Raw genomic sequence first — 23,856 nt, forward strand, 5'->3', positions numbered from 1 at the left:
TTACAGCCCCATTTTCGCCAGCTTCGGCAGGTTTTGCTTATCCAGGCTTTCGGTGGCGTTGCCGAGAATGGTGTGCTGCTGCGCATCCACCTGCACCTTGCCCATGCCTTCGATGGTCATGCCGTCGGTGATTTTCTCTCCCTTGTGCATCATGTCGGCGATGCGCACGAACACTTCGCCGGCCACCATCGGATTCCAGATATAACCGCCCTTGATGGCGCCGCGATTGACCAGCGAAGCGCCCTGGCCCGGGCTGAACGGCCCGATGACGCAGATATCGTTGCTTTTGCCGCGGTTGAGCACCGCGCGCCCGGCGCCGATCGGCCCCTGCGAGCCGAACGCCAGCACGCCTTTCAGATCGGGATACTTGGCCATCAGATCGTTGGTGGTGCGCACGCTGTCATCCAGCGATTCCCCCACGCCGAACTTGTCGCCCACCAGTTGCATGTTCGGGTAGTGCTGCTTCTGGTAGTTGATGGCCGAGTCCGACCAGGTGATGTGCAGCGGCACCGTCAGGCTGCCGACGTATACCGCGTACTTGCCCTGCTCTTTCATGCAGGCGGCCAGTGCTTTCATGTGGTTGACCCCGTGCTGCGAGGCGTCCACCAGCTCAAAATCCCAGTCGGCGTACTTCTGGCCGGGGGATTCGTGCACGATCACCTTGATGCCCGCCTCCTGCGCGCGCTTGAGCACCGGCTCCAGCACCCGGGCGTCGTTCGGCACCACGCCGATGATGTCCACCTTCTGCGCGATCAGATCCTCGATGGCGCGCACTTGCAGCGCCGGATCCGCCGCCGTCGGCCCAACCATCCAGGCGTCGATGTCGCGTTTGGCGCTCTCGCTTTTGATGCCGGCCTCCATGGCGTTGAACCAGGGAATGCCGCCGATCTTCACCACCACGCCCATTTTCAGCTTGTCCGCCGCCTGCGCGGAGACCGACAGCAGCAGCGAGGCAAACAGACCGACCAGTACGGATTTTTTCATTGTTCTCTCTCCACAAGTGTTGGCTGTAATAAGGGTTTTCATTGTTGTTATCGCGCCGCCCTTTTCGCGGCGGGTGAAACTTCAATCACGTCGACGTTGTTCCAGGCCAGTTCCTGACGAAATTCGTCGTCGCTGAGCCTGTCGGTGATCAGCGTGTCTATTTCCCGGTAATGGCAAATGCGGGCGAACGAGCGGCGGCCGAACTTGTTGCTGTCCACCAGCAGGAACTTGCGTTCCGACGCCAGCAGCATCTGCTGCTTCAGCCGCGCATGGTGCTCATTGCTTTCGCGGATGCCGCCGTCCTGGCAGATGCCGTGGCAGGAGAAAAACAGCTTGTTGATCACGAACTCCTTCAGCATCTGCTCCGCCAGCACGCCGATAAAATCCTCGTACTTGGCGGAATACTCGCCCCCCAGGCCGATGGTGCGCACGTTGGCCTTGCAGGCCAGCGTCTGGATGATGTGCAGCGAGTTGGTCAGCACCACCAGCGAGATATCCGGCAGTTGGCGCGCCAAAAACCAACTGGTGGAACTGCTGTCCAGCAGCAGGCAGTCCCCCGGCGCGATAAATTCCAGCGCGCGTTTGGCAATGCGCGTCTTCTGTTCCGGCGCCTCGTTGCTGCGCTGGCGGAAAGATTCCCCCTGGTCTATCTCGGCGGGCACATAGGTTTTCTCCACCGCCGGCGGCTCGACGAACACCGCGCCACCGTGGCTGCGCAGCAGCAGGCCGCGCCGTTCAAGCAAGGCCAGATCACGCCGCGCCGTCTCGATAGAGATGTGGCACAGCTGCGCCACCTCCTGCACCATCACGCGGCCGCGCTGGCTCAAGACTTCGGTGATAAAGCGATGACGTTCTACAGGCAGCATGTTTCTTTTCTCCTCCACAACGTTGATTACGATATCGATTTGCCGCGTCGCGTTTTGCGCGCGGACGCAAAGCGCATCGCCCTGCGATCGGTCAACGATCGCGATGTGATAGTTGTCAAAAAAATCGGGAAGGAAATGAAATGAATAATTACGAAAGTGTGGAGTAACAGGCAGTTATGATGCGCGTACGCCTGAGGTAAACAGGAGAGAAACGGTAAACGGTCACAATTCCACGCTCCGCAGCATGACCGTTAATGACCGTTTGTGTGGTTTTGACCGAGCGCCGCAATTAGACCGCCAGCGTTGATAACGCATTACCTGAAAAAACAGCAAAAAAAATCCGGTGAGAACCTCACCGGATCGTTAGCCGCCTGGCACACATTATTCCCCGTGTTCATGCTCTTTCAACATCGCCTCACGCAACACGGCGTTCAGGCGTTTCTGATAGCCTTTGCCTGGCCGCTGAAGCCAGGCCAACACATCCGCATCGATGCGGATGGTTTTCGATACTTTCATCGGTTTATAAAAACGCCCCTGAACCGCAGCCTGCCACTTTTCCTCATCCAGTGCCGGCGCATCGGCATAATCGATGTCCTCGTCCGGCAACGCACTCAGTGAAGCAATTTGCGCTTTCTGCTCCTCCGTCAACGGCGGGAGTACGCTATGGGCCAGATTTTTGGCGGAATTTTTGCGCTTCATCTCTTCCCCTCTCTTTGGCATCGGCCTTGCGTGCTGAAATGATACGCACGATCTCTACTGTATCGCCTTCGACATCCGTTTCGATCGTCGTATGTGCCACCAGCAACAGCAAGCAGGATCCGACCATGCCGATCGTTTGCCAACGTTCTTCTCCACCCTCGATCCTTTCCAACACAGCCAAATGGTTGGGATCCAGAAAAACCCGTTGCGCAATCTCAAAACTGACACGGTGTTTGCGCTGGTTACTGTGATTTTTATCCTGATTCCATTCAAAATAAACATACATTTTTGTAACTACATTTTGATTGTTATTTAATCAAAACACCTCGCATCCGGAGGGATGTCAAAACCCTACGGATGCGTTCAACGCCCGCCTGCGGCCTCGATAAAGGTGCCGGTCACGTAAGATGCGGCGTCAGACAGCAACCAGGCGATCGCCTCCGCCACTTCCTGCGGCTGGCCGCCGCGCTGCATCGGCAAACTGTCCTTCACGCGATCCACCCGGCCAGGCTCGCCGCCGCTGGCGTGCATCTCGGTATAGATGAATCCGGGCCGCACGCCGTTGACGCGAATGCCCTGCGCCGCCACTTCCCGCGATAAACCTATGGTCAGCGTATCGACGGCGCCTTTCGAGGCGGCATAGTCGACGTACTCTCCCGCCGCCCCCAGTCGGGACGCCGCGGAGGAAACGTTGACGATGGCGCCGCCCCGCCCGCCATAGCGCAGCGCCATGCGCTTCACCGCCTCGCGGCAACACAGGAAGTAACCGGTAACGTTGGTGCCGAGCACCTGATTGATGCGCTCGGCGGTCAACTGTTCAATGTTCGCCTGCTGGAACAGAATGCCGGCGTTGTTGACCAGCGCGCTGAGCGTGCCCAGCCCGGCATCCAGTGCGCCGAACATCGCCATCACCTGCGCTTCGTCGGCCACGTCAGCCTGCAATGCCAGCGCCTTACCGCCCTGCGTCTCAATCTCCGCCACCACCTGCCGCGCCGCATTTTCGTCACGCAGGTAATTCACGCCCACCGCATAGCCCTGCCGGGCCAGCAGCAAAGCGGTCGCGCGGCCAATTCCCCGGCTTGCGCCAGTCACCAATGCCACTTTCGTCATCGTATTTTTTCTCTGGTTGGCGATATAAAAATAACGGCCTGCGCACAGGCTCCCCGTTTGCCAGTCAGAGTATAGAGCGGCGCTCTAGAAAACGCTTCAGAGCTGAGCCAGGCGGCGCAGCAGCTTTTTAATCCGATATTTCGCGCAGCCGGAGGCGTCCGTTACCGCCACCTGATGGCCCCGCTGCAAACCGGAAGCATGCAGGCCTTTGTGAGCAGGACTGTGCACATCGCCGCGAAACGACAGCATCAACAGCACGAGCAGCATCGCCACGCCTGAATACATCAGCCGCCGCGAGGCGCCCGCGAGCGGGGAACCGTCAGTCTGCATGTTTCGCTCCCTCAGCCATGATTTCGAATGGCAGCAAAATAACTGAAATTCCCCCTCGTTCCCTTAACGCGAGATTAAAGCCAGATTAAGGTTTGCTTAAGAACGTGCAGGCAGCGCAGGTTTCCCCGTTGTCTTCCCGTCAGCGTTATAGTTAGATAAGCGCGACTCAAGGATCTCAGCGGAAATAACGTGAACATACTGTTGGTGGAAGACGACCTGCAATTAGGCAAGGCGCTGTGCCGAGCATTGGAGCTGGCCGGCTTTAATTTGTGCTGGGTGCGCCTGCTCGTCGACGCGGAAAATAAACTTTCATCCGGCGGGTTCGATTTGATGCTGTTGGATCTCACGCTGCCGGACGGTGACGGTTTGCAGAGGCTGATCGCCTGGCGCGCCGTCGGGCAAAATATCCCGATCATCATCCTGACCGCCCGCGACCGCATTGAAAGCCTGGTGAACAGCCTGGATTCCGGCGCGGACGACTTTCTGGCCAAACCCTTTGCGCTGCCCGAACTCATCTCGCGCGTCAAGGCGGTCAACCGGCGCATGGCGGGCTTCGCGTCACAAACCTGGAGCCTCGGCGCGCTGTATCTCGATCCGGTCAACCATCAGGTCATGCTGGATAACGAACTGCTGATGCTGTCGAAAAAAGAGTATCACCTGCTGCACGAACTGATGCGCTGCGCCGGCACCGTGGTGCGCAAAGCGGTGTTGGAACAGCGGCTGTTCGGCCACGGCGACAGCGTGGAAAGCAACTCGCTGGAAGTGCACATGCATAATTTACGGCGCAAGATCGGTAAAGAAAGAATTATTACCGTACGCGGCATTGGTTATTTGCTGAAGAAAGAGTAGCGAAATGATCGGTTTCAAATCCTTCTTTATGCGCACCATTATTTTCCAGGTGCTGGCCATTTTATTATTGTGGGGGATCCTCGTCGCCTGGGTGAAATATTGGTATTACCCCGACATGGAGAAATATTTCGATAACCAGCAACGCATCGTCGCTGCAGGCATCGCCAATATTCTCGACGAAACCGGCACTGACCATATCGATTACCGCGGCATCATCAAGACCATTGAAGGCATGTACATTGATTCCATCAATAACGGCATGCAGGATGAAATCGACTATCACCCGCTGTTTGTGGTTTACGATCGAGACAACCGGGTGCTTTACAGTTCGCAAACGCAGGGAGAGCCGCTGCGCCTGCCGCCTTCGGTGCTGTCCGGCTCGGTCAATTACGCCGGCGCCAACTGGCATCTCGCCGGCAGCTGGAGCGAGAATCGCCAGTACCGGGTGATCGTCGGCGAATCGTTTAACGATCGCACCACGCTGTTCGGCAACCCGGCGGAGAGCACCGCCGTACCGCTGCTGGGCATTCTGGCGGCCATCATCATCACCTTGCTGTTTACGGCCTATTTCAGCCTGCGGCCGCTGCGCCAGATCGCCCGAACCATTTCCGATCGTCAGCCCGGCAATCTGTCGCCGATCAACGTCAGCGAGCAGTATCAGGAAATCCGGCCGGTGGTGATGGAGGTTAACAAACTGATGGCGCGCATCGACGCCGCCAATCAGCGCGAGAAACGATTTATGGCCGACGCCGCGCATGAGCTGCGCACGCCGATCGCCGCCGTGCTGGCGCAGCTGCATTTGCTGACCCAGGTCAGCGAGCAGCAGGAGCGCCGGGAAATCATCGGCGACATGCAGCAAGGGCTGGATCGGGCGGCGTCGCTGTCGCGCCAGCTGATCAACCTGGCCAAGCTGGAGGCGGAAGATTTTCCGCTGAAGATTGAGGCGGTGGACATCTACGCCGAAATTGGAAAATGCATCGCGCAGCACGTCCCCTATGCGCTGGAAAAAGATGTCGAACTGTCGCTCGACGGCAGCGAGGAGGTGGTGGTGAGTACCGACCGCCATGCGCTGATCGCCATCTTCACCAACCTGCTGGACAATGCGCTCAAGTATGCGCCGCCCGGCAGCCGCATCGAAGCCAATATCCGCTCGCTGGCGCCACTCGGCTGCTATATTACGTTGCGCGACAACGGCCCCGGGGTGAGCGAAGAGCACCTTCCGCGCCTGTTTGAGCGCTTTTACCGCGTGCCCGGCACGCAGCAGACCGGCAGCGGGCTGGGATTGGCCATCGCCCGCAACCTGGCCGACAAAATCGGCGCGCAGCTGCGCGTCACCGAAGGTCTCGACGATCGCGGCATCGGCTTTATCATCGATTTGCCGGAAAGTTACCGGCCACAGATTGAGAGTTAACCACGAGCATGATCGCCCCTGTACTGCTGCAACGGCAGCAACTCGACCGGCTGTGGGATATCGACCGCAGCGAAATTATCGACACCCTGTATCGCCTGCAGGACGGCAAGCTACACCCCTACCCGGACTACTACGATGTGCGCGGCTGGGATCCGCACGATCGGGAAACCTATACGCCGATCCACGAAGCGTGCTTCGATCGCGGCGGCGCGTTCTTCGCGCTGTTCGAAGGCGAGGAGATCGTGGCAGCGGCGGCGCTGGACACCGAACCGCGCGGCCCGCGGCAAGATCTGCGCCAGCTGCTGTTCTTTTACGTCAGCGCGCACCAACGCGGCCAGGGGTTAGGCAAGCAGCTGTTCCAGCTCTGTCTGCGGCAGGCGGCGCAAGAAGGCGCCGCCGGGCTGTACGTCTCCTCCATTCCCAACAAAAGCACCGTAGACTTCTATCTGGCGCAGGGCTGCCGGCTCATCGAACAGCCGGATACCGAATTGTTCGCCCGTGAGCCGGAGGACATTCACCTGGTCTGCCTCTGCCGCTAGCGGCCAGGGCTTAGCGGGCGATGCGTATCACCGAACGCACGTCGCTTTTCTTGTTCAGATCCCACACCTCGGCGATCTCCGCCAGCGCGTGCTCCTGCGTCTCGATAGTGAGCGCTCCGGTCGCCGCCAGCGCCAAAATCTCGGTCGCGTAGCGCTGCATCTCCGGGATCGGCGGGAAGTTGCCGGTGCCGCTGCCGAGGATCTGCAGCTGATTGCTGCGCAGCACCGCCGCCGGCAGCCGGATGTCCGGCGCGGCCATCGAGCCGACGTTGACCAAGCGAATGCCGCGCCCCCCGGCGTAAGACGAGAGATCGTGATTATTGAGCGTCGCCAGCAGCGCTTCGGTCGCCGGGCCCCAGATGTAATCGACAATCACCTGATAACCGCCCGGCCCCGCCGCCGCCGCGAAGGCCTGCGCCAGCGCCTCGCCCTGCAGGCTCAGATCCACCGTGGCGTCCACACCCAACGCCTCCAGCACGCTCAGGCGCCGACCGGCGGCAACGATGCGCCCGGCCCCCGCCTGACGCGCCGCCGCGACCGCCAGCTTGCCCGAGGTGCCGGTGGCGCCAATGATCAGCACCGTTTCTCCGGGCTGCAGATCCGCCCGCCAGCGCAGCGGCAGCCAGGCGGCGAAGGCCGGATTGATCAGCGCCGCCGCCGTGGCGTCGTCCACCGCCTCCGGCACCGGCACCGTCCATGACGCGACGCTACGCTCTGCCATCGCGCCGTAAGGGCGGCGGAAAGAGGCGAAGTACACCCGTTGCCCGTCCGCCGTACGGCCTACGCCGTCGGTGCCGGGCACGATCGGCAATTGCTTCGGGCTGGAATAATGAGTGCCGGCGACGGTGGCGCGATCCAGCTGCTTGATGCCGGCCGCCAGAACATCGATCGGCACTTCATTCGCCTGCGCCTGAGGCTCCTCAAAGGTGCCGAAAACCGGGGCTTGCCCCAGCGCTGTTACGATTGCCGCTTGCATGATGACTCCTCAAATCGTGGGAACGTACAGGAAAGAATAGGCCGCGATAAAATAAAAAGGGACACCGCATCATGCGGTGTCCCCCAAACACAAACTTTGCCGAACGTGTTATTCGTAATCGCTCATCGGCACGCAAGAGCAGAACAGGTTACGGTCGCCATACACGTCGTCCAGACGCTTAACGCTCGGCCAGTACTTGTTCTCGCGTACGCCGGCCACCGGGAACACCGCCAGCTCGCGGCTGTACGGGTGCTGCCAGTCGTTGACCAGCTCCGCCTGCACGTGCGGCGCATTCACCAGCGGGTTGTCTTCCAGCGGCCATTCGCCTTTGGCGACGCGGTCGATCTCGCTGCGGATCGCCAGCATCGCATCGATAAAGCGATCCAGCTCCACTTTGCTTTCCGACTCGGTCGGCTCGACCATCAGCGTGCCCGCTACCGGGAACGACATGGTCGGCGCGTGGAAGCCGAAGTCGATCAGGCGCTTGGCGATGTCCATTTCGCTGATGCCGGTCTCTTCCTTCAGCGGACGAATGTCGAGGATACATTCGTGCGCCACGCGGTGATCGCGGCCGGTATACAGAATCGGATACGCGTCTTTCAGACGGGTGGCGATGTAGTTGGCGTTCAGGATCGCCATCTGGCTGGCCTGCTTCAGGCCTTCCGCGCCCATCATGCGGATGTACATCCAACTGATAGGCAGGATGGAGGCGCTGCCGAACGGCGCCGCGGAGACCGCGCCCTGCTGGGTGGTTACGCCGTCGATCTGCACCACGCTGTGGCCCGGTACGAACGGCGCCAGGTGCGCTTTCACGCCGATAGGGCCCATGCCCGGGCCGCCGCCGCCGTGCGGGATGCAGAAGGTTTTATGCAGGTTGAGGTGCGAAACATCCGCGCCGATGTAGCCCGGCGTGGTGATGCCCACCTGGGCGTTCATGTTGGCGCCGTCCAGATACACCTGACCGCCGAACTGATGCACGATCTGGCACACTTCACGGATGGTTTCTTCATACACGCCGTGGGTCGACGGGTAGGTCACCATGATGCAAGAGAGTTCTTCGCCTGCCTGCTCCGCCTTGACGCGCAGATCGTGCAGATCGATGTTGCCGTTCTTGTCGCAGGCGACCACCACCACGCTCATGCCCGCCATCTGGGCGGAGGCCGGGTTGGTGCCGTGCGCCGAGCTCGGGATCAGGCAGACGTGACGGCCCGCTTCGTTGCGGCTTTCATGGTAGCGGCGGATCGCCAGCAGGCCGGCGTATTCGCCCTGCGCGCCGGAGTTCGGCTGCATGCACACCGCGTCATAGCCGGTCAGCTGCACCAGCCACTGAGACAGTTGGCCGATCATCTGCTGGTAACCGGCAGCCTGCTCCGGCGGGCAGAACGGGTGCAGTTCGGAGAATTCAGGCCAGGTGATCGGGATCATTTCCGCCGCGGCGTTCAATTTCATGGTGCAAGAGCCCAGCGGGATCATCGCCTGGTTCAGCGCCAGATCCTTACGCTCCAAGCGATGCATGTAACGCATCATCTCGGTTTCGCTGTGATAGCGGTTGAATACCGGGTGGGTCAGGATCGGATCCTGGCGCAGCATGGCGGCCGGGATCGATTGGCTGTTTTTGCTCACCGCCGCGTCCAGCGCGTCGATGTCCAGACCGTGATTGTCGCCGGCCAGCAGTGCGAACAGCGTTTGCACGTCTTCACGCGAGGTGGCTTCATCCAGCGTGATGCCGACGGCGCCGTGAATGTCGGTACGCAGGTTGATGCCGAAGCTCAGCGCGCGCTCCAGCACGGCGGCCTTGTCCTTCACTTCGACGGTCAGGGTGTCGAACCAGGTGTGGTGACGCAGCGTCAGGCCGGCCTTCTGCAGCCCGGCGGCCAGAATGTCGGTCAGGCGATGGATGCGCCCGGCGATGCGCTGCAGGCCTTGCGGGCCGTGATACACCGCATACAGGCTGGCGATGTTGGCCAGCAGCACCTGCGAGGTACAGATATTCGAGTTGGCCTTCTCGCGGCGGATATGCTGCTCGCGAGTCTGCATCGCCATGCGCAGCGCGGTGTTGCCGGCGGCATCGCGGGAAACGCCGATGATGCGGCCCGGCATCGAGCGCTTGAACTCGTCGCGGCAGGCGAAGAAGGCGGCGTGCGGGCCACCGTAGCCCATCGGCACGCCGAAGCGTTGCGCGGAGCCGAACACCACGTCGGCACCCTGCTTGCCCGGCGCGGTCAGCAGCACCAGGGCCATGATGTCGGCAGCCACGCTGGTGATGATTTTGCGCGATTTCAGTTCGGCCAGCAGCGCGCTGTAGTCGTGCAGTTCACCGGTGGTGCCCACCTGCTGCAGCAGCACGCCGAACACGCCGTCCAGCTCCAGCACTTTTTCCGCTTTATCGACGATGACGTCGAAGCCGAAGGTTTCGGCGCGGGTGCGCACCACGTCCAGCGTCTGCGGATGCACGTCGTCAGCCACGAAGAAGCGGTTGGCGTCTTTCAGCTTGCTGGCGCGTTTGGCCAACGCCATCGCCTCGGCGGCGGCGGTGGCTTCATCCAGCAGCGAAGCGGAGGCCAGATCCAGACCGGTCAGATCGAGGGTCACGGTCTGGAAGTTCAGCAGCGCTTCCAGACGGCCCTGCGACACCTCCGGCTGATAAGGGGTGTAAGCAGTGTACCAGCCCGGGTTTTCCAGCATGTTGCGCAGGATCACCGGCGGCGTCAGCACGGCGCTGTAGCCCATGCCGATATAGGATTTGTAGCGCTGATTCTGCGAGGCGATCGCCTTCAGCTCAGCCAGCGCCTGGTGTTCGGTCGCCGCGTCGCCAACCGGCGGCGGCCCCGGCAGCTGAATGTCCGCCGGCACGATCTGTTGGATCAGCGCGCTGAGCGAGCGAGCGCCCACCGCTGCCAGCAACTCCTGGCGTTGTTCCGCAGAAGAGCCGATGTGGCGTTCGATGAACGCTTCGCTGTGTTCGAGTTGGCTGAGTGTCTGAGTCATTGCTACAAATTCCTGAATGCTTGCGTGATACGGGATATAGCTTGAACGGTAACTAAAACGCCCCGGCCGAAAGGCCTGGGGCGTGGGCACGATTACTCGTCGATCGAGGCCTGATAAGCCGCGGCGTCCAGCAGGTTCGCCAGCTCGCCTTCGTCGGAGGCTTTAATCTGGAACAGGAAGCCGTCACCGTAAGGTTCGCTGTTCACCAGCTCCGGGGAGCTTTCCAGCTCGGCGTTCACCGCCACGATTTCACCGCTGATTGGCGCGTAGATGTCCGACGCCGCCTTGACGGATTCCGCCACGGCGCAGTCTTCACCGGCGGCGACTGTGCGGCCCACTTCCGGCAGATCGACAAACACCATATCGCCCAGCAGTTCCTGCGCGTGTTCGGTGATGCCTACGGTGTAAACGCCGTTACCTTCTGCGCGAACCCACTCGTGAGAGGATGCGTATTTCAATTCTGTTGGCACATTGCTCATCGCCGGTTACTCCTTCGAAGAAATAAAAGAATCAATCAATAAAAAATCAATTTGTCAGCGGCTTGCCGGCGCGAACGAAACCAGGCTTGGTCACTTTGACCGGCATCTCGCGGTTGCGGATCTGCACGATGGCCTGCTCACCGATACCCGCCGGCACGCGCGCCAGCGCGATGCTGAAGCCCAGCGTCGGGGAGAACGAACCGCTGGTGATCACGCCTTCGTGGGTTTGCCCCGCCGCGTCGGTGAAACGCACCGGCAGCTCATTACGTAATACGCCTTTTTCCGTCATGATCAAGCCGACCAGTTGCTCGGTGCCCTGCTCGCGCTGTTGTTCCAGCGCTTCGCGGCCGATGAAACGGCGATCTTCCGGCTGCCAGGCGATGGTCCAGCCCATATTGGCGGCCAGCGGCGAAACGCCTTCATCCATCTCTTGCCCGTAGAGGTTCATGCCCGCTTCCAGGCGCAGGGTGTCGCGCGCGCCCAGACCGGCCGGCTTGACGCCCGCGGCCAGCAATTTTTGCCAGAAATCAGCCGCCTGCTCTTTCGGCAGCGCGATCTCATAGCCGGCCTCGCCGGTGTAACCGGTGGTGGCGATGAACAGCTCGCCGGCCTGCACGCCGAAGAATGGCTTCATGCCTTCGACCGCGCTTTTTTGTTCCGGGGTGAACAGGGTGCCGGCGCGCTCTTTGGCCTGCGGGCCCTGCACCGCGATCAGCGCCAGATCGTCGCGCACCGTCAGCGCGACGCCATACGGCGCGGCGTGTTCTTCGATCCAGGCCAGGTCTTTGTCGCGGGTGGCGGAGTTCACCACCAGGCGGAAATAGTCTTCAGTGAGGAAATAAACGATCAGGTCGTCGATCACGCCGCCGGAAGCATTCAGCATGCCGGTGTACAGCGCTTTGCCGGGTTGGGTCAGTTTGGCGACGTCGTTCGCCAGCAGGTAGCGCAGGAACTCGCGGGTGCGAGCGCCGTGCAGATCCACGATGGTCATGTGAGACACGTCGAACATGCCGGCATCCTGACGTACCGCGTGGTGCTCATCGAGCTGCGAGCCGTAGTGCAGCGGCATCATCCAGCCGTGAAAGTCTACCATGCGCGCACCGCACGCCACGTGCTGGTCGTACAGTGGGGTTTGCTTTGCCATCTTTTCCCTCTTTCCACTCGTCGCTAGAAGTTAGGGTGCTGCCACGCAATGCGGCGGAGCCTGGCTCGCGGCCCGATCGCCATGGCGCACTGACTGCTCAACACAAATGCTGCGCCGGGACGGGCGAAAACTGCGTGCAACCGCCGTGACGCAAACGATACCTTTCCCCCGAACTTATCACCGAACGACCACATTAACCATAAGTTAAAATAGGCTCATCGCCGTTCCGGGGCGGTAAAATGCCGGGCTAGTGTGCAGAGTTTTTCACTGGAAAAATGCGCCTTAAGGCACAAAATTAACAATTAAAGCGGCAAAATGCCGAACTTATATAACAAACCTATGGCCGCACATGGGATCCGGACTTTTGATAACCGAACATGGAATTAGAAAAAGTAATGATAAAAAGCGGCTGAAATTAGATTATTTCAAATGAAGGGTTATATAAGGAAACGCGATGGCATAAAGCGAGAAGCGCGAGCCCGCTGCGGGCTCGCAGAAGGCAGGTGTCAGGCAAGCCACTCGGGCAGATCGTTCAGGCCCATCGCCTGACGCACCAGCTTAGGCTTGACGCCAGGCAGGCTGTCCGCCAGCCGCAGCCCCACGTCGCGCAGCAGCTTTTTGGCCGGGTGGTTGCCGTCGAACAGTTCGCGGAACCCCTGCATGCTGGCCAACATCACCGCCGCGCCGTGTTTGCGGCGGCGCTCATAGCGGCGCAGATAGAGGTGCTGGCCAATATCCTTGCCCTGCCGCTGCAGGCGGCGCAGTTCGGAAATCAGCTCGGCGGCGTCCATAAAGCCCAGATTCACGCCCTGTCCGGCCAGCGGATGCACGGTATGCGCCGCATCGCCCACCAGCGCCAGGCGGTGCGCCGCGAAGCTGCGCGCATAGCGGCCGGTCAGCGGGAACGCCAGCCGTTCGCTTTCCAGGCTGCAGGCGCCCAGACGCATATCGAAGGCCATCGCCAGTTCGCGGTTGAATTGTTCCGGCTCCAGCTGCTTGAGACGCTCAGCGTCTTCCGGCGCGACCGACCAGACGATGGAGCTCAAATGCGGATCGCTGAACGGCAGGAACGCCAGAATGCCGTCGCCGTGGAAAATTTGCCGCGCCGTAGCCTGATGCGGCTCTTCGGTGCGGATGGTGGCCACCAACGCGTGGTGGCGATAGTCCCAGAAGGTCAGCGGGATATCGGCATGCTGGCGCAGCCATGACTGGGCGCCGTCGGCGCCAATCACCAACCGGGCGGTCAGCATACGGCCGTCCTCCAGCGTGATGAAGGCGTCATTCTCGCCCCACGCCACCTGCTTGAGCGCGGCCGGGGTAATCAGCGTGATGTCCGACAGGCTTTCGGCGCGCTTCCACAGCGCCTGCTGGATCACCGAATTTTCGATGATGTGGCCGAGATGGCTGAAACCGCACTCGTCGCCGCGGAAGGCGATTTTGCCGAAGCTGTCGCGATCCCACACTTCCATCGCGTTGTAGGCGCTGGCGCGCTGCTGGAGGATGTCGTCCCACACGCCGATATGCTGCAGCAAACGCTCGCTGGCGGCATTGATGGCGGAAACGCGCAGCGCAGGCTGCTCCGACGGCGGCGCCATATCCGGCTGGCGCTGCTCCAGCACCGCCACGCGCAGCCCGCTGCCCTGCAGGCCGCAGGCCAACGCCAGCCCCACCATACCGCCACCGGCGATAATCACGTCAAATGATTGCATGCTGCTCGATTTCCTTAAATAACGCGCGACGCCTTGCCACGCCGCGTTTTTGGGCGCGCCACAGGGCGCCCGATTCTGTGTCTAACGTTCCACCCAGCCCAATGTGCGCTTGGCGAAGGCGTCGCGCACCGCCGGCAAACGCTCCATCGCCATCAGCCCCAGATTGCGGCCGACCACCAGCGGGGCATAACGGTTGGCGAACAGGCGAATCAATCCGTCGGTCACGCCGATCGTCGCCTGCTGATCGTTTTGTCGCCGCTGCTGATAGCGGCTCAGCAGCGCATAACCGCCGGCGTCTTCGCCGCTGTTCATCGCTTCCGCCAGCGTTTCCGCCAGCGACATCACGTCGCGCAGACCAAGGTTGAACCCCTGCCCGGCGATCGGATGCAGCGTCTGCGCCGCGTTGCCCACCAGCGCCAGCCGGTGGCTGACATGGCGATCGGCGGTCAGCAGACCGAGTGGATAACTGTGCCGCTTACCGGCCTTGAGGATGCGCCCCAGCCGCCAGCCGAAGGCCTGTTGCAGCTCGGCGATAAAACGCGCGTCGTCCCAGGCATCCACCCGGGCGCGATCTTCGCGCGCATGGCACCACACCAGCGAACTGCGCCCCTGTGACATCGGCAACAGCGCCAGCGGCCCATAACGGGTAAAGCGCTCGAAAGCTCGCCCCTGCGGATCTTCCGCCGTGGTGACGTTGGCGATGGTGGCGAACTGCGGATAGTCCTCCTGCCGCCACTGCACGTTGCAGGCCTGCGCCAGCGCCGAACGCGAGCCGTCGGCCGCCACCAGCAGCTGCCCGCGCAGACGCTGGCCGTTGTCCAGCAGCACTTCCGCCCGCTCCGCGGTGCGAATCACGTCCACCACCCGCGCGGGGCAGTGCAGCGTGACGCCCGGCGCCTTCGCCAGCAGCGCGAACAGCCGCTGCCCGGCGTCGTGCAGTTCGATCACCTGGCCGAGCGCATCGACCTGATAATCCTGCGCCTGCAGATTAACGAAACCGGCGTGACCGCGATCGCTGACGTGCACCTGAGTGATCGGCGTGGCGCAGTCGCGCAGCGCCGGCCAAACGCCGATGCGCGCCAGCTGTTGGCAGGTGCCCTGCGCCAAAGCGATGGCGCGGGCGTCAAAGCCAGGATGGCTGCGGTCGTCCGGCCGGGTCGCCTCGACCAAATCCACCGCCATTTTTCCCTGAGTAAGCGACGAAATGGCCAGCGCCAACGTCGCGCCCGCCATCCCGCCGCCAACGATAATAACGCTCATGCTACGACCTTGCCGCCGCCATCAAGGCCTCGATGGCATCGGCGTCTTTCACCACGGTGGCGGTCAGGTTTTCATTGCCGTCGGCGGTGATCACGATGTCGTCCTCGATGCGGATGCCGATGCCGCGGTATTCCTCCGGCACGTCCGCATCCGGCGCGATATACAGCCCCGGCTCCACGGTCAGCACCATGCCCGGCTCCAGCAGCCGATCGCGGCTCGGCGTGCCGTAGTGGCCAACGTCGTGCACGTCGAGACCCAACCAGTGGCTCAACCCGTGCATAAAGAACTGACGGTGAGCCTGCTCGGCGATCAATTGATCGACTTCACCTTTCAATACGCCCAGCTCCACCAGCCCGACCACCATGATGCGCACCACTTCGTCGTTGACTTCGCGGATGCTGGTGCCGGGCTTAAACAGCTCCAGCGCACGCTGCAGCGACGCCAGCACGATATCGTACACCGCGCGCTGCGGCCGGCTGAACTTGCCGTTGACCGGGAAGGTGCGGGTGATGTCGCCGGCATACCCCTGGAACTCGCAGCCCGCGTCGATCAGCACCAGATCGCCGTCGCGCATCTGGCTCTCGTTCTCGGTGTAGTGCAGGATGCAGCCGTTTTCGCCGCTGCCGACAATGGTGTTGTAAGACGGGTAGCGAGCGCCGAGGCGGGTGAACTCATGATGAATTTCCGCTTCCAGCTGATATTCGAACATGCCCGGGCGGCATTTTTCCATCGCGCGGGTATGCGCCAACGCGCTGATCTCACCGGCGCGGCGCATCACCGCCAGCTCTTCCGGCGATTTGAACAGGCGCATGTCGTGCAGCCACGGCCGCCAGTCGGTCACGGTGGCAGGCGCCTGCAGATTCTGGCGGAACCCCTTGCGCAGCTTGTCCAACGCGCCGAACAGGATCTGATCGGCATAGGCGTATTCGCCCTGCGCGTGGTAGACCGTATCCAGGCCGTTGAGCAGCAGGTGCAGTTGGTCATTGATTTCATCGAACGGCAGCGCGCGATCCACGCCCAGCTTTGCCGGTGCGGCGTCTTGCCCCAGGCGGCGGCCAAACCAGATTTCCGCCGTCAAATCGCGCACCCGGTTGAACAACACGCTGTGGTTGTGCGTTTCGTCGCTTTTAATCAGCACCAGCACCGCTTCCGGCTCATTGAAGCCGGTCAGGTACCAAAAATCGCTGTTCTGCCGGTAGGGATAGTCTGAATCTGCACTGCGCGTCGTTTCCGGCGCAGAGAAAATAACCGCCGCGCTGGCCGGCGCCATTTTCGCCAACAGCGCCTGGCGGCGGTTGTTGAATTCCTGCTGAGTCATTACCTTCTCCTGAAATCATGCCATCCGCACCGCCGGCGGAGGGGCGATAGAACGTTTAGTGCAGCGTCGGTTTGATATTTTCCGGCGCCGTCGGTTTGTGACGGGTGAATTCGCCGTGGCACATAATGGCGGCGACCCGCACATACTCCGCCACTTCTTCCAACGACTGTTCCAATTCTTCCTGATCTTCGTCTTCGTCGTAGCCCAGTTGCGCGATGTTGCGCAGATCGTCGATCGCTTCACCGACTTCGTCTTTCACCTGAGCCAGCTTCGGCTGCATCATGCCCAGACCGAGCAGGAAGTGGTTGACCCAACCGGCCAGCGCGTCGGCGCGATCGAACACGCTGACGATCTCCCCTTCAGGCAGCATCAGTTGGAACAGGAATTCGTCATCTTCCAGCGTGTCACGCGTCGCTTCATACAGCTGCTGCAACGGTTGGCTGAGCGCCTGTGGGAAGGCGACGCCTTCGTTGGTCAGATCGTGCACCAGCGCCTGCCAGCCGGCGTCACGGCTGCCGCCACACAGCAGGCCGCTGATCAGGCCGTGCATTTCTGCCGCGGTCAACGCCACCGACTGCTGGTTGAGGGCCACGGTTAAAGATTGGTAACTTGGAAATGTATTCTGTATAGACATGCGCATTCGTCATCGTTGGCAGGATAAGTTCGTGTTATGCTACCACCAAGGTCCGTCGCTATACCAGATAAGCGCGACACCTCAGTGGCTAGTTATAATCGCGATGTGGCAGGTTTCACACTGCGCCGGCGGGTGACGAAAGTGCGGTAAATACGCATTTTGAAACCCTTTTTTGACTGGCAATGTGCGCCACAGTAGATTACAACCAGGTACTGAAAAAGGGGTTGTATCTTGGTACCGAGGTATATATAGTGGCGCCCGCTTTGACGGCCCGGCCAGGGCGGACAAGGCTGGCGCGAAATTTAGGCAGGAAGGTGGCATGTCTGCACAACCGGTAGATATTCAAATTTTTGGCCGCTCGTTAAGAGTCAATTGCCCGCCAGAACAACAAGATGCGTTGAATATGGCGGCGGACGATCTTAACCAACGGTTGCAAGATCTTAAAGTTCGCACTAGAGTCTCCAATACTGAGCAACTGGTTTTCATCGCGGCATTGAACGTCTGTCACGAACTTGCTCAAGAACGGTTGAAAACCCGTGACTATGCGTCCAATATGGAACAACGCATACGGATGCTGCAGCAGACCATTGAACAAGCGCTGCTTGAACAAGGTCGCATCTCTGAACGTCAGGATGCACAATTCGAATAACTTAAGTTGTTGAAATCACAGTTTTCAGCAACGAGTACAAAATTTCTCTGAGATGTTCGCCAGCGGGCCAGTCCCCTGAGCCGATATTTAGTACAAACAGAATGTGTTGCTCCGCGATCGGTGAGCACGCTCGGTGCGCCGAGAAGCCTTAAGATTGCGACGGCACGTTCACCTTGAACCATGGGTTCAAGGGTTACAGCCTGCGACGGCATCTCGGAGATTCCCCTTCTCAGCGGTTTATGTGTGCTGAACACCACACAGAGCAAGCCTGATACGATGCCTTTTCAACCCCAATTCGCGCAGCAGCGCCAAACCATTCGTCAACACATTCGCCAACGTCGGCGCGAGCTTACGCCGGGCCAGCAACGCTTTGCCGCAGAAAAGATAGCCGAACGCCTCGTCACGCATGAACGCATTCAGACGGCGCACAGCATCGCGGTGTTTTTGTCGTTTGACGGCGAACTCGATACCGGGCCGCTGATCGAACGGCTGTGGACGCTCGGCAAACGGGTTTACCTGCCGGTGCTGCATCCGTTCAGCCCGGGCCACCTGCTGTTCCTGCGCTATGCGCCGGAAACGCCGCTGGTGCGCAATCGCTTCAATATTCTCGAACCGCGCCTCGATGTGCGCAAGGTGTTGCCGCTGGGTGAACTGGAGGTGGTGCTGACACCGCTGGTGGCGTTCGATCATACCGGGCAGCGTCTGGGCATGGGCGGCGGCTTTTACGATCGCACCCTGCAAAACTGGCGCAGCGGCGGCCCCTATCCCATCGGCCTGGCCCATGATTGCCAGCAGGTGGAGCATCTGCCGACCGAACACTGGGATATCCCGCTGCCGGAAATCCTCACCCCGCTCTGCAGCTGGGCGTGGCACGAGCCAAAATAGCAAAAGGCCGGATCGCTCCGGCCTTTTTCGTTGCGGCATGCCGCCGAATCAGAACAGCAGGCGGGCGCGGATGGTGCCGTCGATGGCCTTCATGCGCTGCAGCGCGGCGTCGGCGCGCGCGGTTTCCGCTTCGATGTCGATCACCACATAGCCGATTTCCGGCCCGGTTTGCAGATACTGTGCGGCGATGTTAACCCCCTCTTCGGCAAAGATCTGGTTAATCTGCGTCAGCACGCCCGGACGGTTTTCGTGGATGTGCAGCAGGCGGCTGGCGTTCGGGCCATGCGCCGGCAGCGACACTTCCGGGAAGTTGACGGCGGACAGAGTCGATCCGTTGTCGGAGTATTTCGCCAGCTTGCCGGCCACTTCGTCGCCGATGTTCTCCTGCGCTTCCTGAGTGGAACCGCCGATGTGCGGCGTCAGCAGCACGTTGTCGAACTCACACAGCGGCGAGTTGAACGGATCGCTGTTGGTCGCCGGCTCTTCCGGGAAGACGTCGATCGCCGCGCCCGCCAGGTGATTGCTGGCCAGCGCGTCGCACAGCGCGGGAATATCCACCACGGTGCCGCGCGAGGCGTTGATCAGAATGGCGCCCGGTTTCATCAGCGCCAGTTCTTCCGCCCCCATCATATTTTTGGTCGATGGCGTTTCCGGCACGTGCAGCGTCACCACGTCGCTCATATTGAGCAGATCGGACAGATGGCGCACCTGCTGCGCATTGCCCAGCGGCAGCTTGTTCTCGATGTCGTAGAAGAACACCTTCATGCCCAGCCCTTCGGCCAGAATGCCCAGTTGGGTGCCGATATGGCCGTAGCCGATGATGCCCAGCTTTTTGCCGCGCGCCTCATAGGAGCCCACGGCCAGTTTGTGCCACACGCCGCGGTGCGCCTTGGCGTTGGCGGCCGGAATGCCGCGCAGCATCAACAGCAGCTCGCCCAGCACCATTTCGGCCACGGATCGGGTATTGGAGAAGGGGGCGTTGAAGACCGGAATACCGCGTTTGGTCGCCGCTTTCAGATCAACCTGGTTGGTGCCGATGCAGAAGCAGCCCACCGCCACCAGTTTTTCTGCGGCGGCGAACACCTCTTCAGTCAGATGCGTACGCGATCGGATGCCGACGAAGTGTGCATCGCGGATGGATGCCTTCAAAGATTCGGTGTCTAACGCACCCTTGTGGTATTCGATGTTGGTATAACCGGCGGCACGCAAATTATCGACCGTGCTCTGATGAACCCCTTCCACCAACAGGAATTTAATCCTGTCTTTCTCCAATGATACTTTTGCCATTTACCCGACCCTATGTTCAGACTTCAGAAGCGGCTGTGACGACACAGCTCCCATCCAACATAACAAAAATAACGCGGGCGGCAATACAAACGATTGCCTGCCCGGCAGGACAAGGCGCAGCGTTGATGGCGGTTTACGGCAGAAAATGCCATAGGGAAAGTTTTCGGCAGAAGCTTTGGGGAGTCAGTTTTCACAATGTGACATAAGTCACCAAATTTGCCGTTTTTCAGAAAAGATATTTTAACCGAAGAATTATGCGGCCCGGCACCGCCGGGCCACAGACGGCAGAAGCTTATTTGACCACTTTCACGCCTTCCGGGGTGCCGACCAGCGCCACGTCCGCGCCACGGTTGGCGAACAGCCCCACGGTCACCACGCCGGCGATGCCGTTGATCTTGTTCTCCAGCGCCACGGCGTCGGTAATGCTCAGGTTATGCACATCGAGGATCACGTTGCCGTTGTCGGTCACCACGTTCTGGCGATACTCCGGCAGGCCGCCGAGTTTCACCAGCTCACGCGCCACGTAAGAGCGAGCCATCGGGATCACTTCCACCGGCAGCGGGAACTTGCCCAGCACGTCCACCTGCTTGCTGGCGTCGACAATGCAGATAAACTTCTTGGCAATGGCGGCAATGATCTTCTCGCGCGTCAGCGCCGCGCCGCCGCCCTTGATCATCTGCATATGGCCGTTGATTTCGTCCGCGCCGTCCACGTAAATATCGAGCGAGTCCACTTCGTTGCTGTCGAACACGTGGATGCCGAGGCTTTTCAGCTTGGCGGTGGAGGCATCGGAGCTGGACACCGCGCCTTCGATCTGGTGCTTGATGGAACCCAGCGCGTCAATAAAGTGGGCGGCGGTAGAGCCGGTGCCGACCCCGACGATGGTGCCCGGCGTCACGTATTCCAGCGCCGCCCAGCCCACCGCTTTTTTCAGTTCATCCTGCGTCATAATATGTCCCTTGCCTCTGTACGAAAACGTGTGCGTATTATAGGGTAAAACGCTGTTTTTCACGCCGGCAGGATCACACTTATTTACCGCAGCCCGCATTTTTACCCGCCTGGCGGCGAGCTGGGAGCGTAATTTTTCCACCTGCGCCATGCGTAAAATGTGGCATAGTGCCGGTATCATTCTAATTTAAGGGATATCTTTCCGATGAAACGCCCAGACTATCGTACGCTGCAAGCGCTGGACGCGGTGATCCGTGAGCGCGGCTTCGAGCGCGCCGCGCAAAAACTCTGTATCACGCAATCGGCGGTATCCCAACGCATCAAACAGCTGGAAAACCTGTTCGGCCAACCGCTGCTGGTTCGTACCGTGCCGCCGCGCCCGACCGAACAGGGGCAAAAGCTGCTGGCGCTGCTGCATCAGGTGGAGCTGCTGGAAGAAGAGTGGCTGGGCAACGACACCGGCGTCGATACGCCGCTGCTGCTGTCGCTGGCGGTCAACGCCGACAGTCTGGCGACCTGGCTGCTGCCGGCGCTGAAGCCGGTGCTGGCGGACTCCCCCATTCGCCTGAATCTGCAGGTGGAAGATGAAACCCGCACCCAGGAGCGGCTGCGCCGCGGTGAAGTGGTGGGCGCAGTGAGTATTCAGCCGCAGCCGCTGCCGAGCTGCCTGGTGGATCGGCTGGGGGCGCTGGACTACCTGTTTGTGGCCTCCAGCGGCTTCGCCGAGCGCTATTTCCCGAACGGCGTCACCCGCTCCGCGCTGCTGAAAGCGCCGGCGGTGGCCTTCGACCATCTCGACGACATGCACCAGGCATTCCTGCAGCAGAACTTCGATCTGTCGCCGGGCAGCGTGCCCTGCCACATCGTGAACTCATCGGAAGCCTTCGTCCAGCTGGCGCGTCAGGGCACCACCTGCTGCATGATCCCGCATCTGCAGATCGAAAAGGAGCTGGCATCCGGCGAACTGATCGATCTGACGCCGGGGCTGTACCAGCGCCGCATGCTGTACTGGCACCGCTTCGCGCCGGAAAGCCGCATGATGCGTAAAGTGACCGACGCGTTGCTGGAGCACGGTCACCAGGTATTGCGCCAGGATTAAAACGAAAAAAGGTTCGCCGCGGCGAACCTTTTCTTCAATACCACACCCTTACTGCGCGGCGTTACGCTGCAGCTCAAACACCACATCCACCTGATCGTCGAAGTGAATGCTTTGCTGTTCATAGGTTTGCGCCGCGTCGTTTTCCGCCGCCGCGCCGGCCGCCTTATACATCCGCGCCACCGGCATCGGCTGGTAGTTGGCGACCCGGTAGCGAATGCTGTACACCGGCCCCAGCTTGGCGTGGAAGCCTTTGGCCAGGGATTCCGCCTGCTGAGTCGCGTTCTCGATCGCTTTTTGCCGCGCCTGCTCGCGATAGACGTCCGGTTTGGCGACGCCCAGCTCCACCGCGCGGATCTCGTTCAGGCCGGATTTCAGCGCACCATCCAGCAACTCGTTCAGCTTGTCCAACTGGCGCAGGGTAACCTGCACCTGGCGCACCGCCCGGTAGCCCTTCAGCACCGACTCGCCGGTTTTCAGGTAGTCGTATTCCGGCTGAGTGCGCAGGTTGGCGGCGCTGATGTCTTTCTTCTCGATGTTGTTTTTCTGCAGGAAATCAAAGTACTGCGCCACGCGCTCGTCCACCTGCTTCTTCGCCTGGGCGGCGTCTTTGGAGGAAACGCTCACTTCGATCGCCAGGGTGGCGATATCCGGCGTGGCGTCCACGCTGGCGGTGCCGGAGGTGACGACGTGCGGCCCTTCAGGCAATTCAGCCGCCTGCAGCGCCATCGGTAGCGTCCCTAATCCGACCATTGCGGCCATAGCCAATGCTTTTAGCTTCACAGTGTCTCCTTAATGACAGGCTGTCTCTGATCGCCGGCTTTTCCCTGCGAGAACCGCCGGATTCCTGGCATCAAACGTAGCATATCGCACGGCGTTTTGAATTCGGATTAGTGACAAATTCTTATAAATTTGCCCCCTGCCAGGCCAGCTGCAGCGCGATACCCCACATCACCAACCCGACCAGCGCGTTGATGATGCGCTGCGCCCGCTGCGTATTCAGCCACGGCGCCAGCCAGGAGGCCAGCAGCGCCAGGCCGAAGAACCACACCGCCGACGCGCTGACCGCGCCAAGCGCGAACCAGGAACGCACGTCCGCCGTCAGCTGTCCGCCCAGGCTGCCGAGCACCACGAAAGTGTCCAGATAGACGTGCGGATTCAGCCAGGTGACCGCCAGCATGGTGACCACGATGCGCCAGCGGCTCTGCGCCAGCTCCTGCGCCGCGGCCTGCGCCGGTTGCGGGCTGAAGGCGGAACGGAACGCGCCCCAGCCGTACCAAAGCAGAAACGCCACACCGCCCCAGGTGACTAACGCCAACAGCAGCGGCGAGCGGGTCAGCAACGCGCTGCCGCCGAAAATACCGGCGCAGATCAGCACGATATCGCTCAGTGCGCACAATGAGGCGATCATCAAATGGTACTGACGGCGAATGCCCTGATTCATCACGAATACGTTCTGCGGGCCCAGCGGCAGGATCATGGCGGCGCTCAGGGCAAAACCCTGCAGGAAGACGGCTAACATGGGAAATTCCTCGAATGATAAAAGGCGCCGGACGTGGGCGCGTATCGGTCAACACGCGCATCATACGAGGAAGCGATCATTAGGTGAAATTGATGTTTCTAATCCAGTATCAGAAGCACTAATACTCCAAGCGGCGGGATTGCGCCGTCAAATTCGCTCATCGACGCGAAATT

24 protein-coding genes and 1 other RNA gene are annotated in these 23,856 nt (G+C 60.8%); 7 read left to right on the plus strand and 18 right to left on the minus strand.

What is annotated here, in order from left to right:
• The 6 genes from AC2CGI_RS16110 to AC2CGI_RS16135 all read right to left on the minus strand — a co-directional run bounded on the left by AC2CGI_RS16110 (position 1) and on the right by AC2CGI_RS16135 (position 3,989).
• Positions 1-984, minus strand: coding sequence for a substrate-binding domain-containing protein (locus AC2CGI_RS16110; RefSeq protein ID WP_076741300.1), 984 nt, complete (start codon positions 982-984; stop codon positions 1-3).
• A 47-nt stretch (positions 985-1,031) separates the two neighbouring features.
• Positions 1,032-1,850 carry a DeoR/GlpR family DNA-binding transcription regulator gene (locus AC2CGI_RS16115; RefSeq protein WP_004931653.1) on the minus strand — a complete coding sequence of 273 codons (819 nt, stop codon included), beginning with the start codon at positions 1,848-1,850 and terminating at the stop codon, positions 1,032-1,034.
• 381 nt (positions 1,851-2,231) lie between these two features.
• Positions 2,232-2,549, minus strand: coding sequence for a BrnA antitoxin family protein (locus tag AC2CGI_RS16120; protein WP_004931651.1), 318 nt, complete (start codon positions 2,547-2,549; stop codon positions 2,232-2,234).
• Positions 2,512-2,835, minus strand: a complete 324-nt coding sequence (locus AC2CGI_RS16125; protein ID WP_015378978.1) for a BrnT family toxin — start codon at positions 2,833-2,835, stop codon at positions 2,512-2,514. Before AC2CGI_RS16125 ends, AC2CGI_RS16120 begins: the two co-directional genes overlap by 38 nt.
• A 77-nt stretch (positions 2,836-2,912) precedes the next feature.
• A complete protein-coding gene (locus tag AC2CGI_RS16130) occupies positions 2,913-3,659 on the minus strand; it encodes an SDR family oxidoreductase (RefSeq protein ID WP_076741299.1) in 747 nt (248 codons plus the stop codon).
• A 96-nt stretch (positions 3,660-3,755) separates the two neighbouring features.
• A complete protein-coding gene (locus AC2CGI_RS16135; RefSeq protein ID WP_004931645.1) occupies positions 3,756-3,989 on the minus strand; it encodes a hypothetical protein in 234 nt (77 codons plus the stop codon).
• A 189-nt stretch (positions 3,990-4,178) separates the two neighbouring features.
• Between AC2CGI_RS16135 and AC2CGI_RS16140 the strand changes: the two genes are divergently transcribed.
• From AC2CGI_RS16140 to AC2CGI_RS16150, 3 genes are read left to right on the plus strand one after another with little or no spacing between them, the layout of a single operon-like run.
• Positions 4,179-4,838 carry a response regulator gene (locus AC2CGI_RS16140; RefSeq protein ID WP_031300618.1) on the plus strand — a complete coding sequence of 220 codons (660 nt, stop codon included), beginning with the start codon at positions 4,179-4,181 and terminating at the stop codon, positions 4,836-4,838.
• A gap of 4 nt (positions 4,839-4,842) precedes the next feature.
• Positions 4,843-6,249: an ATP-binding protein gene (locus AC2CGI_RS16145; protein WP_021505718.1), complete on the plus strand. Its 1,407-nt coding sequence runs from the start codon at positions 4,843-4,845 to the stop codon at positions 6,247-6,249.
• Positions 6,250-6,260: 11 nt separating this feature from the next.
• Complete coding sequence (locus AC2CGI_RS16150) at positions 6,261-6,788, plus strand: GNAT family N-acetyltransferase (RefSeq protein ID WP_031300620.1); 528 nt, start codon at positions 6,261-6,263, stop codon at positions 6,786-6,788.
• Positions 6,789-6,798: 10 nt separating this feature from the next.
• On the opposite strand, the gene AC2CGI_RS16155 is transcribed toward AC2CGI_RS16150, so the two are convergent.
• From AC2CGI_RS16155 to AC2CGI_RS16190, 8 genes are all read right to left on the minus strand, one after another.
• Positions 6,799-7,764: a quinone oxidoreductase family protein gene (locus AC2CGI_RS16155; protein WP_015378982.1), complete on the minus strand. Its 966-nt coding sequence runs from the start codon at positions 7,762-7,764 to the stop codon at positions 6,799-6,801.
• 108 nt (positions 7,765-7,872) lie between these two features.
• Entirely contained in the window at positions 7,873-10,752 is a 2,880-nt protein-coding gene (gene gcvP, locus AC2CGI_RS16160; RefSeq protein ID WP_015378983.1) for an aminomethyl-transferring glycine dehydrogenase, read from the minus strand.
• A gap of 92 nt (positions 10,753-10,844) precedes the next feature.
• Positions 10,845-11,231 (minus strand): glycine cleavage system protein GcvH, encoded by a 387-nt coding sequence (gcvH, locus tag AC2CGI_RS16165; protein WP_004931633.1) that lies wholly within the window; start codon positions 11,229-11,231, stop codon positions 10,845-10,847.
• A 46-nt stretch (positions 11,232-11,277) separates the two neighbouring features.
• Entirely contained in the window at positions 11,278-12,375 is a 1,098-nt protein-coding gene (gcvT, locus tag AC2CGI_RS16170) for a glycine cleavage system aminomethyltransferase GcvT (protein ID WP_004931631.1), read from the minus strand.
• Positions 12,376-12,881: 506 nt separating this feature from the next.
• The gene (ubiI, locus tag AC2CGI_RS16175; RefSeq protein WP_004931629.1) at positions 12,882-14,084 is read right to left on the minus strand and encodes an FAD-dependent 2-octaprenylphenol hydroxylase; all 1,203 of its coding nucleotides are present in this window, start codon (positions 14,082-14,084) and stop codon (positions 12,882-12,884) included.
• 81 nt (positions 14,085-14,165) lie between these two features.
• The gene (ubiH, locus tag AC2CGI_RS16180) at positions 14,166-15,344 is read right to left on the minus strand and encodes a 2-octaprenyl-6-methoxyphenyl hydroxylase (RefSeq protein ID WP_015378985.1); all 1,179 of its coding nucleotides are present in this window, start codon (positions 15,342-15,344) and stop codon (positions 14,166-14,168) included.
• Between the two features lies 1 nt (position 15,345).
• Entirely contained in the window at positions 15,346-16,662 is a 1,317-nt protein-coding gene (gene pepP / locus AC2CGI_RS16185; protein WP_076741298.1) for a Xaa-Pro aminopeptidase, read from the minus strand.
• Between the two features lie 55 nt (positions 16,663-16,717).
• On the minus strand, positions 16,718-17,296 hold the full coding sequence (locus tag AC2CGI_RS16190) for a YecA/YgfB family protein (protein ID WP_004931622.1): 579 nt from the start codon (positions 17,294-17,296) through the stop codon (positions 16,718-16,720).
• Between the two features lie 319 nt (positions 17,297-17,615).
• Here AC2CGI_RS16190 and zapA point away from each other — a divergent pair, with 319 nt between their 5' ends.
• The 3 genes from zapA to AC2CGI_RS16205 all read left to right on the plus strand — a co-directional run bounded on the left by zapA (position 17,616) and on the right by AC2CGI_RS16205 (position 18,830).
• Positions 17,616-17,945 (plus strand): cell division protein ZapA, encoded by a 330-nt coding sequence (gene zapA, locus AC2CGI_RS16195; RefSeq protein WP_004931621.1) that lies wholly within the window; start codon positions 17,616-17,618, stop codon positions 17,943-17,945.
• A 41-nt stretch (positions 17,946-17,986) separates the two neighbouring features.
• A non-coding RNA gene (gene ssrS / locus AC2CGI_RS16200) (6S RNA) lies at positions 17,987-18,169 on the plus strand.
• Between the two features lie 52 nt (positions 18,170-18,221).
• Positions 18,222-18,830, plus strand: a complete 609-nt coding sequence (locus AC2CGI_RS16205) for a 5-formyltetrahydrofolate cyclo-ligase (RefSeq protein ID WP_015378987.1) — start codon at positions 18,222-18,224, stop codon at positions 18,828-18,830.
• A gap of 48 nt (positions 18,831-18,878) precedes the next feature.
• Here the strand turns inward: AC2CGI_RS16205 and serA are convergent, their stop codons facing one another.
• Together serA and rpiA are read right to left on the minus strand one after the other, a co-directional pair.
• Positions 18,879-20,117 carry a phosphoglycerate dehydrogenase gene (gene serA, locus AC2CGI_RS16210; protein ID WP_004931617.1) on the minus strand — a complete coding sequence of 413 codons (1,239 nt, stop codon included), beginning with the start codon at positions 20,115-20,117 and terminating at the stop codon, positions 18,879-18,881.
• A gap of 292 nt (positions 20,118-20,409) precedes the next feature.
• Complete coding sequence (gene rpiA / locus AC2CGI_RS16215; RefSeq protein WP_004931614.1) at positions 20,410-21,066, minus strand: ribose-5-phosphate isomerase RpiA; 657 nt, start codon at positions 21,064-21,066, stop codon at positions 20,410-20,412.
• 204 nt (positions 21,067-21,270) lie between these two features.
• On the opposite strand from rpiA, the gene AC2CGI_RS16220 reads away from it, so the two are divergent.
• Positions 21,271-22,164 (plus strand): LysR family transcriptional regulator ArgP, encoded by an 894-nt coding sequence (locus AC2CGI_RS16220; RefSeq protein ID WP_004931613.1) that lies wholly within the window; start codon positions 21,271-21,273, stop codon positions 22,162-22,164.
• Positions 22,165-22,212: 48 nt separating this feature from the next.
• On the opposite strand, the gene AC2CGI_RS16225 is transcribed toward AC2CGI_RS16220, so the two are convergent.
• Positions 22,213-22,944, minus strand: a complete 732-nt coding sequence (locus AC2CGI_RS16225) for an oxidative stress defense protein (RefSeq protein WP_031300626.1) — start codon at positions 22,942-22,944, stop codon at positions 22,213-22,215.
• 121 nt (positions 22,945-23,065) lie between these two features.
• Positions 23,066-23,683: an arginine exporter ArgO gene (gene argO / locus AC2CGI_RS16230; protein ID WP_004931603.1), complete on the minus strand. Its 618-nt coding sequence runs from the start codon at positions 23,681-23,683 to the stop codon at positions 23,066-23,068.
• Positions 23,684-23,856 lie beyond the last annotated feature (173 nt).

This window comes from Serratia sp. LSHTC3 (genome assembly GCF_057197125.1).